Genomic DNA, 12,399 nt, shown 5'->3' on the forward strand with positions numbered 1-12,399 from the left:
GTAGTCATCGATCTTGACGTAGAGTGCGGTCAGAAGGGTGTTCAGGTCTGTCGTCACAAACGGATCTTGAACACCCTTCGTCCGTCTCCAGCCACCGCCCCGACTTACGCATTACTCGTCTAGGCGCAGGAGACGTCACCGGCGTTGACCGTGGACAGGCCCGCGGGCACCTCGGCGGTCTTCCCGCCGCCGTTCGGCGACACGACCTCGCCGTCGAAACCGGGGCCGACGATCAGCATGATCGCGCCCGCCATCGACGGGTCCTCGACCAGCACCGAGCCGGGCACGGCCGCCTGCAGCGTCTGCGCCTCCGCGCTGCGTGCCTTGCTGTACTTGATGACGGCAGGCTTGTCGACGTTCTCCGGCGCGGCGTCCACGCGCATGATCTGGAAGCCGTACTCGGCGAGCGCGTCCGCGGTGTCGCCCGCGATGCCGCCGGTCGGGTTGCCGCCGTTCAGCACCTGGATCTTGATGGTCTTCGGGTCGACCGGGCCCTGCGGCTGGTCCTGCGCGAGCGTCGACTGCCGCGGCTTCTTCGACGCGTCGTCCGCGGGCTTCTTCACCGGCTCCTCGCCGGGCAGCGGCGTGTCCTGGCGGATCGCCTCGAACAGCGCCTGGTTGGCCTCGACGCGCAGTTCCTCGTTGCCGCGTTCGTTGGCCTCGCCGACGGTCGGCACGGTGATGAACGTGACCCGCCCCGCCTGCACGCCCTGCATCGACTGGCCGAGCGTGAACAGCTGGTCGACGCCGATGTTGTCGCCGAACGTGGCATTGGAGAACGCGTCGACGAAGTCGGTGAGCTTGCCCGGGTGCAGCAGCACCTCGGTCGACATCGCCTTGCGCAGCAGCGAGGACAGGAACCGCTGCTGGCGGATGATGCGGCCGTAGTCGGAGGTGACGTCGCCCTGCACGTGGCGGGCGCGCACGAAGTTCAGCGCCTGGTTGCCGGTGAGCCGCACCTTCTTGCCCGCCTGCGGCACGATCGTGCCGAGCACGTCGTCCTTCATCGGCCGCTCGACGCACACCTCGACGCCCTGGACGGCGTCGACCATGTCCTTGAAGCCGTGGAAGTCGATGCCCACGAAGTGGTTGATGGCGAGGCCGGACAGCTCCTGCACCATCTTCGTGACGCACTTGGGCCCGCCGACCTGGTACGCGGTGTTGAGCTTCACCCGCTCCTCGGCGGGGTGCTGCTCACCCGTGAGCTCCCCGGTCTTCGGATCCCATCCCTCGCAGGCCGGCCGGGTCACCTCGAGGTCACGGGGAAAAGAAACCACCACCACGCGTTCGCGGTTCTTGGGTATGTGGGCGATCATCACCGTGTCGGAACGCGCGCCCTGGACCTCGTTCTCGTCGCCGACGCCCTCTTCCTTCGCCGCACCGGCGCGGGTGTCGGAGCCGACGAGCAGGAAGTTCTCGTCACCGGCCTGCGCGGCCGCGTCCTGGATGGCCTTGGAGTCGGGGTCGAGCGCGTCGACGGTGTTCGCCTCGCCCTCGATGTAGGCCTTGAACCCCCACGCGGCGGCGGTGGACGTGAACACCAGGCCGGCCACCATCACGACGAACGCCTTGCCCGCGTTCCGGCCCCGTAACTTCTTGCGCTTCTTCTTGCGGCCCTTCTTCGTGTCCTCCTCGGGCTCGTCGTCCTCCCGGGGGATCACGGGGATCCGCATCGCCATCGACTGCTGGGCCTCCAGCTCGTCGAGGCGGTCCAGTTCGTCGTCGGCGTTCTGCCACGGCAGGAGCTTGCGGCGCTTGGCCTTCTTCTCCCGCTCCTCGGCCTTGATCTCGTCGTGGACGGCGGAGAAGCGCGCCAGCGTGTGGTCGATGCTGCGCCGCTTCTGCACCTCCTCGCCGATGGCCTCCATCTCGGTGGTCATCGAGACGAGGTCGTCGTCGCCGCGCGGCGGCACCGGCGGCGGGACCGGCGGGACACCGGTGGTCTTGGGACGCGCGTCGGGCGCGTCGATCGCGGCCGGGGTCAGGCGGGGCTCGGACAGCGGGTCCGCGGGCCACTGGCCGGGCGGCGGCGTCGGCGGTCCCTGGCGACGGGCCTCGTCGACGGGGAACCGGCCGGGCACCGGGAGGTGCGCGGACGCCTCGCCCGGGCGGCGCCCGTTGCGGGGGGTGTCGTCGCGGGGGAAGGCCGGGAGCTCACCGGGGACGGGGAGGTGGGCGGACGCCTCGCCGGGGCGGCGGACCGGGGGCTCACCCGGCACCGGGACGTGGATGGACGCTTCGCCGGGGCGGCGGCCGTCGAGGGCGAAGGCGGGGACCTCGCCAGGGCCGGGCAGGTGGGGGGCGCCGGCGTTGAGGAAATCGGGATCGCCCGGGACGGCGTGGTGCGCGGAGGCTTCGCCTGTGCGGCGGCCGCTGCGGAAACCGGTGCGCGGGTTGTCGGGCGGGAAGGCGGGGGTTTCGCCGGGGGTGGGGAGGTGTTCGGGCGCGCGGCGGCCGTTGCGGGCCGGGGGTGTGCCGGGGATGGCGTGCGGGCCGGAGCCTTCGCCGGGGGCGAAGCCGTTGCGGGCCTCGTCGGGCGGGAAGACGGGGGTCTCGCCGGGGGCGGGGAGGTGTTCGGGCGCACGGCGGCCGTTGCGGGCCGGGGGCGCCCCGGGGATGGCAAGCGGGCCGGAACCCTCGCCGGGGGCGAAGCCGTTGCGGGCCTCGTCGGGCGGGAAGGCCGGGGTCTCGCCGGGGACGGGGTGGTGGGCGGACGCTTCCCCTGTGCGGCGGCCGTTGCGGGCCTGCGGCGTTCCGGGGATGGCGTGCGGACCGGAGGCTTCGCCCGGGGCGCCTGCGCGGCGGCCATTGCGGACGGGGGGCTCGGCGGGGATGGCGTGGTGGCCGGAGCCCTCGCCCGGGGTGGGGAGGTGTTCGGCTGCGCGGCGGCCGTTGCGGGCTGGGATGGCGTGGGGGCCGGAGCCTTCGCCGGGAGCGAAGCCGTTGCGGGCCTCGTCGCGGGGGAAGGCTGCCTCGCCGGGGGTGGGGAGGGGTTCGGCTGCGCGGCGGCCGTTGCGGGCTGGGATGGCGTGGGGGCCGGAGCCCTCGCCAGGGGCGAAGCCGTTGCGGGCCTCGTCGCGGGGGAAGGCTGCCTCGCCGGGGGTGGGGAGGGGTTCGGCTGCGCGGCGGCCGTTGCGGGCCGGGGGTGTGCCGGGGATGGCGTGCGGGCCGGAGCCCTCGCCAGGGGCGAAGCCGTTGCGGGCCTCGTCGGGTGGGAAGGCCTCGGCCGCGCGGTGGGTGGTGCGGCGGCCGTTGGCGGCCTCGTCCTGCGGGAACGCGGGCGCGTCGCCTGGGATGGCGTGGTGGGCCGACGCCTCGCCTGCCCTGCGGGCACGCCGGGGGCGCGGGCTGGGGGCGTCGCCGGGGAAGGCCTGGTGGCCGGAGGTCTCACCGGCGCGCCTGCGCGGTGCGGGGGTGTCCGCCGGGAGAGCGTGGTGGCCGGACGTTTCGCCTGCCGGTGCGGCCGGGCCGGGGAGGAAGGCGCCCGTGGCGCGCCGGGGACCGGAGGTCTCACCCGGGGCTTCCGCCGCCCGGCGGCCGTTGCGGGCGGCTTCACCGGGGTGTGGACGGCGGGGGTTGTCGTCCTGGGGGAAGCGGGCCGCGCGGCGGGTGGGGCGGGGAGCGTCGTCGCGGGGGAAGTCGGGGCCGCCCAGGGCATCGGCGATGGACGGTGGTGGCGGCGCCTGGCGCCGGGGGGCTTCGCCGGGGTGGCCGCGGCCGGCGAGGCCCTCGGCGCTCTGTCTGTCCTGCCGGGCCCGACGGCCGCTCATCAGGCCGTTCTGCTGCAACTGGAGCGGGTCGACCGGCGTGAGGTCCGCCCTCGACGCGCTGTGTTTCTGCACCAGGTCCGCGACGCTCAGGCCGCCGCCCGCCTCCATGGAGCGCCTGCGGCGCCTCGGCTTCTCCTCGCCGCCGCCACCACTGGGGGGCTCCTCGCGGCGGTGCCTCCTGCCGTACTCGTGCGGATCGCGGGTGCCGCCGAGGCGTTCGTCGTCGGGCACCCGGACTCCTCTCACCTCGTGTACGGGCCACGGTGTCGTGGCTCTTTCTTTATCAAGACGTTGCGTGTCGCAACTAGGTTGCCGACCCACAGTGTCCTACGCCGCGCCCAGATAGTACGGACGGATGGCACTTCTGACGACAGCCAACCGAAATTTGCTCACTAACAGTGGGCAACTGGGCTCAAGCCGATCGCCCGATCGGGGTATCGACTTTGTGTCCTCAAATGTTATCGAACCGACGCAAGGGTCCGGTCAAGGGTGACCGGAACTACACACGCCTGCTTCTCTGCCCGGCCGCGCCGGAGAGGCGGACCTGGCCACCCACACGGTAGGCGACGCTGTTCCTGCCCGACTGCTTGGCCGTGTACAACAACCCGTCCGCGAGCCGCAGCTGCTGCTCGGGACTGGTGACGCCGCTGGTCCCGGACTCGTGCGCGACGCCGATGGACACCGTCACGTGGAGGCCGCGGACGATCGTCGACCACGGGAACTGCTCGACGCGCGCGCGTGCCGCCTCGGCGACCGCCCACGCGGCCGCGCCCTCGAGGCCCGGCAGCATGAGCACGAACTCCTCGCCGCCGTACCGCGCGCAGAACCCGCCCTCGGGCAGGCCGATCTGCAGCAGCTCGACGACCTGCTGCAGCACGCGGTCGCCGACCAGGTGACCGAACGTGTCGTTGACGCGCTTGAACAGGTCGAGGTCCACCAGCGCCACCGCGAACTCGCCGCGCGGGTGGTCCACCTCCAGCAGCCGCTGGTCGAGGTAGCGGCGGTTGTAGCTCGCGGTGAGCGCGTCGCGGATGCTCTGCTCGCGGGCCTCCGCGTGCTCGCGGCGCAGCCGGGCCACCTCTTGCCGGAACTGTTCCGGCACCTGGGGCGGCCGCTCCGCCGTGGCGAGGTCGAGCGCGTGGCGCAGGTGCTCGTACGCCTGCCGCCACTCGCCGCGCGACGCCAGCAGGGAGGCGATGGACTGGTGCAGTTCCACCAGGCTCATCTCTTCGGACTCGACCCGGGCCTCGACACGGGAGCCGGCACGGGACCCTGCCCGTTCCGCCCGGGGCTCGGCACGAGCGTCCGTCCTCGGCTCGCTCCGCCGGGACGGGTGCTGGATCGGCACCGTCGGCTCGTTGATCCTGCGGTCCCGCCAGCGGGCGTCCCGCTGGACCGGTTCGGGTTGGGTGTCCAGTACTGCCATCGCGCTCACCTCCCTACTTGGTCTTGTTTCGACGGGAGGCGGAGCGGTCTTGAGATGTTGACGGGTGCGTGTTCGGATTTCCCCCTACCGGTGGAACTCGGACTGCTCCGAACCAGTGACGGCTACTCCGGTCGGTTGGCGGAGCGCACAAGCGGAGGCGTTCTCGTCGCCCTGAGTCACTAGCCAGTGGGACACGGCGCGAAGCCGTACGCCTTCCCGTCGAGCACCACGACGCGCTGCGAGCCGATCTGCTCGCCGAGCAACGCGCCGTCCTGCCGGATGCTGATCGACACGCCGAGCACGTACACCAGCCCGCGCGGGTGTGCCGCGTCGCGGCCCGCGTCCGGCGGCACCCAGTCCGGGTCCACCCGCAGCGTCGACATGGCCGGGTCGATGTTCAGGGTGAGGTCGCCGAGGTCGCACAGGTCGTCGGTGTAGTCGGGGTGCTGGCTGCGGCGCAGGAAGTCCCGCTGGGTCGCGGGCCCGTCCTCGGCCGCCGCGTTCAGGTCGTCGAAGTACTCCTGCACGAGCCGCCGGTCGTCGTCCGGCGAGTCCTCGGCACGCGGCATGCCGGCCACCGCGGACGTGCAGCCCGCGATCAGCAGGCTCGCGAGCCCGAGAACGGCGAACAGGACGCGGCGCATGTGGTCCCCCGGGGAGTGCGGTGTGCTTCCAGGCTAACCGTGCTCACGCGGGTTCGATGCGATATCCGAAACCACGCACGGTGTGGATCATGGGTGGGTGCCGCAGCTTGCGGCGCAGCTGGTTGATCACCACGTCGAGCACGTTGGAGGTGGGGTCCACGAGCGGGTCCCACACCTCCTTGAGCAGCTCGGCGCGGCCGACCGGGGTGCCCTGGCGGGCGACGAGCAGCCGCAGCACGTCGAACTCCTTGGCGGTCAGCGTGAGCAGCACGCCCGCGCGCCGCACCTCGTGCCGCCCGCTGTCGACCTCGAGGTCGCCGCAGCGCAGCACGGGCGGCAGCCCGCTCGGCACACGCCTGCACAGGCGCCGCACCCGCGCTTCCATCTCCTCGACCGCGAACGGCTTCACCAGGTAGTCGTCGCCGTGCTCGAGCCCGGCGATCCGGTCGGCGACCGTGTCGCGGGCGGTCAGGAACAGCACGGGCACGGGCGGGCGGCGCACACGTATGTAATGGAGGGCGTCGCCGGAGGGCAGCATGCGGTCGAACACGGCGCAGTCGTAGGAGTTCACCATGAGCGCCTCGTCGGCGGCGGGGAGGTCGCCGACCTGGTCGACGGCGAACCCGGCGGCACGCAGGGAGCCGGTGATCGCGATCCGCAGGTTCTCATCGTCCTCGACCACCAGCACCCGCACGTATCCGACAGTATCGAAGCGCGCTCCGCGGGCTCCGCTCGGTCACCGGGCCGGGCTACCCGGTCACGGCGAGGACGTCCTCGACGGTGAGCGTCCGCAGCTCGGCCGTCTCCGGCATCCGGCCGAGCAGCCGCAACCGCTGCGACTGCACCTTCCGCACGCCCTCGAACAGCCGCCGCGCGTCGCGGGCGTTGCCGAAGTTCGGGTCGTCGGCGATGCGGGCGAAGTACGCCCGCAGCACCGGGTGCGCGTCCTCGTCGATGCGGTAGTCGCCCGCGGCGACCATCCGGCCGATGATCTGCACCAGGTCGTCCGGCGAGTAGTTCTCGAACTCGATGGTCTTGGAGAAGCGGGACGCGAGACCGGGGTTGGCGTCGAGGAACTCGGCCATCTCGGTGGTGTACCCGGCGACGATCACGGCCACCTCGTCGCGGTGGTCCTCCATGAGCTTCACGAGCGTGTCGATGGCCTCCTGGCCGAAGTCGCCGCCGCCGGACCCGGCCTGCCGGGACAGCGTGTACGCCTCGTCGATGAACAGGACGCCGCCGAGCGACTCCTCGAACACCACGGACGTCTTCTCCGCGGTGTGGCCGATGTACTGGCCGACGAGGTCGCGCCGCGACACCTCCCGGAACTGCCCCTTCGACAGCACGCCGAGCGACTTCAGCAGCTTGCCGTAGGTGCGCGCGACGGTCGTCTTGCCGGTGCCGGGCGCGCCCGCGAAGATCAGGTGGTGGCTGACGGTGCCGACCGACAGGCCGGCGCCGCGGCGCCACTCGTTGACCTGGATCTCGTCGACGACCGCGTGCACCTCGGCCTTCACCCCGGGCAGCCCGACCATCGCGTCGAGGTCCGCGAGCAGGTCGTCGAGGCCCGCGTCGCCGCTCGCCACCCGCTTCGCCGGCTCGGTCACGGTCGGCGTCGCGCCCGCGGCGACGAGGATGCCGGGCGGGGCCGCGTTGTCGACGTGGCAGGAGTCGATGGCGCCCGCGCAGCCCGCGGCGAACGCGATGCCGGCGCCGCCGACGTCGTGGACCTTGCACTTGCGGAGCTCCGGCCTGCTCCGCTGCGCGACCGCGACGCCCTCGCGCGCGGTCCGCGACACCTCGCACGCCTCGAGCACCGGCCGCGCGTACCGGTAGACGTACACGCCCCGCTGGCCGCAGTCGCTGACCACGCAGTTCCGCAGCTCCGGGTCGGCGCCGAGGCCGATGACGATCCCGTCGCCCGCGATGTTCCGCACGGTCGTCCCGTCGATCCGGCCGGACGAGCTCTCGACCACGATGCCCTGGTCGGAGTCCTCGACCACGCAGCGGCTGACGGTGAACCGCCGGCAGCCGCGCACCGCGATGGCGGGCCCGGCCTCGGTGGACAGCGTGCACCGCTCGACGGTCAGGTCGGTGTCCTCGACCTGCACGGCCGCGGCGCCCGCCTTGATCGTGAGGCCCCGCAGGGTCAGCGACCCGCCGCGCACGGTCAGCGCGGGCCAGTCGCCGCCGCTGCCGTCGAGGACGACCTCGCCGCCGTCGTGCGCGCTGAGCGTGAGGCGCCGGTCGGCCAGCTCGAACGTCTCCGCGTAGGTGCCGGCGGCGATCGCGATGACGCCGCCGTCCGGCGCGTTGCCGAGCGCGTCGCCGATGGTGGGGTAGGCGCCGTGCCGTCCGGGCGCCACGAGCAGGGTGCGTGCTGCCATCACGGTCATCAGCCGGCCCTCTCGATGAGCCAGCCGCGGTCGGCGGCCTTGACCCCGGCCTGGAAGCGGCTGCGGGCGCCGAGCCGGTTCATGATGTCGGCGACCATGCGGCGCACGGTCCGCACGGACACGCCGAGGCGGACGGCGGCGGACTCGTCGGTGCTGCCCGACGACAGCAGCGACAGCAGCTCCCGCTCACGGGCGTTCAGCTCCGCGGCGTCCGGCATGTCCGACGGCGTCATCGGCACCGCGGACAGCCACACCCGCTCGAACAGCTCCATGGTCGTGGTGACCACGCTCGACAGCCGGAACACGGCGGTGCCCAGCGATCGGCCACCGGACGTGCGGTCCACCGGCAGCACCACGACGGACCCGTCGATGACGAGCGCGTCGGTCGGCACCTCGGGGACGGTCCGCGTGTCGGCGCCCGCGAGGGCGAGCGTGCCGAGGCGGGTCGCGAGCACCGGGGCGGTGCGCGCGGTGTCCGGCACGATCACGCGGTACCGCACGCCGCGGCGCAGGTTCTCGTGGTCGACCCGGCGCACCCCGCCGATCGGGTCGCGGTCGGCGACGGCGAGTGTGCTCATCACGAGCACCTCGCGGTGCGCGGACGCGAGCAGCGCCTCGACCCCCGCGCCCGACGGGCACGCGGTCGCGTGCGCGACGGGCCGCAGGACGGAGACCGGGTTCTCAGCGAGGACAGTCATGGCAACACTCCGATCGGAAGCGAGGCGGCGACACCCTGGACGTGTGCGCCGTCGAGCCGAGCGGGGCGAACCCCCGATGGCGCGAGACGGTCGGTGATGGTCGTGGCGGCCGCGGCGACGGCGGCCTCGGTGGTGGCGGCGAGGCGGACCGCGGCGCTGACCCGGGGGTCGCCGCCGCGCTGGGTCCTGGCGCCGAGCGCGATGGTGGTGGCGACCCCCGGGATCCCGGCGAGCAGCCCGGAGACGAGCCGCCGCGCCTGCGTGTCGGTGAGGGCGTCCCAGCCGGTGAGCGCGAACGTGGCCTGGCTGACCGGGCCGGTGCGCCAGAACGCCCAGTCCTCGCGGACCTCGTTGCGGCCGCCGGTGACGTGCGCGAGGCCGGCGATCGCGGCCAGCGCCTGCTCCTCGCCGAGCGGTTCGGCGGGCACCCCGGCGCGGCCGAGCGCCCTGCGCACGCGGCGCACCGCGTTGCGCAGCGCGAGGCTCAGCTCGGCGTCGACCGGGGTGTCGACGGTGCGGGTGGCGTGCACGGCGACCACCAGCCTGCGCGGCTGGTCCGGCCGGACACCGACGTGGAGCACGTGCTGCACGCCGAACAGGTGGTGCTGGCCAGCGTTGTCGGCGACCGAGGGGAGCAGCGCGGCCGGCATGGGCAGCGCGTTGACGAGTTCCGGCGTGACGGCACGGGGCCGCAGCTGCGTGGTCATGCCGCCCTGGTGGCTGAGCGCCATGGCCGGGCCCTGGCTGGTCTCCAGCGTCCGCAGCGTCGAACCGGGCAGCAGCAGGTCGAGCAGCGCGGGGGTCATGCCCGCGGCGCCGCCGTTGCCCGGCAGGTCACGCCTGCGGGTGCGGGTCGCGAACGCGATGGCGAGCCCGGTCAGCTCGTAGAGCCAGCAGCCGCGGGCGCGCACGCTCGTCAGCGCGAGCAGCACGGCCGCCGCGGTGGACGTGCCGGCGAGCACGGGCCACGGCTGGCGCACGGTCAGCACGACCGCGATCGCGGCGACCTGCCAGCAGATCACCTGCAGCGGCGACAACCGCCGCAGGTACTCGCGGGCGTGCCGGGCCGCCGTCATCCGCTCCGGCAGCGCGGGCCGCGTGACCGGCTCCGCGGGCACCTGCCGGACCGGGGGCGCGAGCAGCAGCGGCCGGGTGCGCAGGTCCGCCTCGGACAGCAGCTGCGGCATGGGCCTGGACACCGCGGCCTGCGCGGGGCGCGCGGCGGCCCTGGGGTCCGCCCACCGCCGCGGCGAGGCCTGCGCGGCCGCGGGCGCCACCGGCTGTGCCTGGACCTGGCCGCCGCCCAGGGCGGCCGCGCCCGTGTTCCGTACTGGAGCGTCCACCGGTCACCTCCTCTTCGTCCGGAACGGTAGGAACGACTCGCCGGGACCGGTCCCTCCGCGCGGTTCACCCGCGTCCGGTTCCGGCCAGTGCGGCCCCCGGCTCCTCGCGGACGGCTACGGTTCCGTCGTGGACCACGATCGAGCAGCGCACATTAGGTTTCGATGACATGCGCGTGATGGTGGTCGAGGACGACGAGGACCTGCGGTTTTCCGTGTCGGTGGAGCTGGGCGCGGCCGGTCTCGACGTGGTCGAGGCGGCCGATCTCGCCACCGCGGACGTGCGACTGCGCCAGGAACCGTTCTCCTGCGTCGTGTTCGACCGGATGCTCCCCGACGGTGACGCGCTCGACTACGTCCAGTACCGCAGGCAGTCGGGCTGGAACACCCCCGTGCTGTTCCTGACCGCGCGGGACGCGGTGGCCGACCGGGTGGCCGGGTTCGCCGCGGGCGGGGACGACTACCTGGTGAAACCGTTCTCCGTGGCGGAGATGGCCGCGCGGGTGATGATCCTGTGCCGCCGCCCGGACGGCAGGCCGTCGGTGCTGCGGCACGCGGACCTGGAGGTCGACTGCGCGCGCCGGGCCGTGCGCCGCGGCGGGGTGCTGCTCACGCTGTCCGACAAGGAGTTCGCGGTCCTGGAGTACCTGGCAATCCGGCCGGAGCAGGTGGTGTCCCGCACCGACCTCATCGAGCACTGCTGGGACGCCGAGGCCGACCCCATGTCCAACGTGGTGGACGTGGTGGTGAAGCGGTTGCGCCGCAAGCTCGGGCCGCCCGAGCTGATCCACACGGTCCGCGGTCGCGGGTACCGGCTCGGGGCATACGGTCCGGTGTCGTGAACCGATCCTCCGCCGACCGGCTGCGGCGCCTGCGGTGGGTGCTGACCGCGGTGTTCACGGTCATGAACGCGATCGGCCTGATCGTGTTCGCGTGGCTGGTCGTCGACACCGACGCCGACCGCGGCGAGCAGCAGCTGGACCTCGAGCTGGCCAAGGTCACCTCCACGGTCGTCCGCCTGATCGGCAGGGACGGCGACGCGGTGGTCACCGGCTACATCGAGTCGGACGAGATCAACCGGCTGTGCCCGCAGTTCGCGGTGCTGCCCGGCGACACCGGCAGCGGCTTCGACAAGCACTACAGCGAACGCGAGTGCGTGCGGGTGGACCCGGCGGTGCTCGACGGGCTGGCCGCGCAGGCCACGAGGTCCGGCCGCGAGGTGTACGGGTACCAGCGCGGCCTCGACGACCGGATGGTGTGGGTGCGGGCCCAGCCGTTCCGCGGCGAGTCCGGCTACCTCGGCGCGGTCGTGGCCGTCGCCGACGCGGAGCCCATGCTCGACGAGCACCGCGAGCTGGTGGTGTGGGTGATCGTCGGTGCGACGGTGCTGATCGGCAGCCTCGCGGTCGCCGGGCACCTCATCGCGGCGCGGGCGATCCGGCCCGCGGTCGCGGCGCTGGAGCAGCAGGAGACGTTGCTGGCCGAGACCGCGCACGACCTGCGGACCCCGGTCGCGGCGCTGCGCGCGCTGGCCGAGACGGCGCTGCGGAACCCGACGGAACGCGGCGACCTGCTGCCCCGCACGGTCCGGCTCGCGTCGCGGATGGGCAGCATCATCGACGGCCTCCTGGTGCGCGCCCGTCTCGCCGCGGGCGTCGAGCGGCTGGCCGCGCAGCCGGTGTGGCTGGACCAGCTGGTCGCGGGGGTCGTCGACGAGACCCCGGCGGACGGCGCGAACGTCACGCTGACCGCCGCCCCGTGCAAGGTCATGGCCGACCCGACGCTGCTGCAGCGCGCGATCGGCAACCTGCTGGACAACGCGATCCGCTACGGCCGCCAGCCCAACCAGCCCGCGATCGTGCACATCTCCGTCGCCGGCGGCCGGGTGACGGTCGCCGACCACGGCCCCGGCGTGGACGGCGACTTCGCCGACGAGGCCTTCGACCGGTTCCGCACGGGCAGCGGCTCGTCGGGTCTCGGCCTGTCGATCGTGCGCTGGGTGGCGACCGCGCACGGCGGCACGCTGTCGGTCTACAACGCCGAGGACGCGGGCGCGATCTTCGAGCTCGCGCTGCCGGTGCTCCCCTGACCGGCCAGGGGGTTGTCCGGAACCTGCCACGGGCGG

At 73.5% G+C, this 12,399-nt stretch carries 9 protein-coding genes; 2 read left to right on the forward strand and 7 right to left on the reverse strand.

Annotated features, from left to right (window positions below; translation table 11 throughout):
• Positions 1–119: 119 nt before the first annotated feature.
• From ACYQ77_RS00005 to ACYQ77_RS00035, 7 genes are all read right to left on the reverse strand, one after another.
• Entirely contained in the window at positions 120–4,001 is a 3,882-nt protein-coding gene (locus tag ACYQ77_RS00005; protein ID WP_459706111.1) for an LCP family protein, read from the reverse strand.
• Positions 4,002–4,269: 268 nt separating this feature from the next.
• Positions 4,270–4,995: a GGDEF domain-containing protein gene (locus ACYQ77_RS00010; RefSeq protein ID WP_459708069.1), complete on the reverse strand. Its 726-nt coding sequence runs from the start codon at positions 4,993–4,995 to the stop codon at positions 4,270–4,272.
• Between the two features lie 380 nt (positions 4,996–5,375).
• The gene (locus ACYQ77_RS00015) at positions 5,376–5,840 is read right to left on the reverse strand and encodes a hypothetical protein (RefSeq protein WP_459706113.1); all 465 of its coding nucleotides are present in this window, start codon (positions 5,838–5,840) and stop codon (positions 5,376–5,378) included.
• Between the two features lie 43 nt (positions 5,841–5,883).
• Entirely contained in the window at positions 5,884–6,534 is a 651-nt protein-coding gene (locus tag ACYQ77_RS00020) for a response regulator transcription factor (protein ID WP_459706115.1), read from the reverse strand.
• A 55-nt stretch (positions 6,535–6,589) separates the two neighbouring features.
• A complete protein-coding gene (locus tag ACYQ77_RS00025; protein WP_459706116.1) occupies positions 6,590–8,236 on the reverse strand; it encodes a right-handed parallel beta-helix repeat-containing protein in 1,647 nt (548 codons plus the stop codon).
• Positions 8,236–8,934 (reverse strand): LuxR C-terminal-related transcriptional regulator, encoded by a 699-nt coding sequence (locus tag ACYQ77_RS00030; RefSeq protein ID WP_459706118.1) that lies wholly within the window; start codon positions 8,932–8,934, stop codon positions 8,236–8,238. Before ACYQ77_RS00030 ends, ACYQ77_RS00025 begins: the two co-directional genes overlap by 1 nt.
• Entirely contained in the window at positions 8,931–10,277 is a 1,347-nt protein-coding gene (locus tag ACYQ77_RS00035) for a type VII secretion protein EccE (protein WP_459706120.1), read from the reverse strand. The genes ACYQ77_RS00030 and ACYQ77_RS00035 overlap by 4 nt, the downstream gene beginning before the upstream one ends.
• Before the next feature lie 167 nt (positions 10,278–10,444).
• Between ACYQ77_RS00035 and ACYQ77_RS00040 the strand changes: the two genes are divergently transcribed.
• Complete coding sequence (locus ACYQ77_RS00040; RefSeq protein ID WP_459706121.1) at positions 10,445–11,116, forward strand: response regulator transcription factor; 672 nt, start codon at positions 10,445–10,447, stop codon at positions 11,114–11,116.
• Positions 11,113–12,363: a sensor histidine kinase gene (locus ACYQ77_RS00045; protein WP_459706123.1), complete on the forward strand. Its 1,251-nt coding sequence runs from the start codon at positions 11,113–11,115 to the stop codon at positions 12,361–12,363. Before ACYQ77_RS00040 ends, ACYQ77_RS00045 begins: the two co-directional genes overlap by 4 nt.
• The last annotated feature ends 36 nt before the right edge of the window (positions 12,364–12,399 follow it).

This window comes from Actinophytocola sp. KF-1, assembly GCF_054661535.1.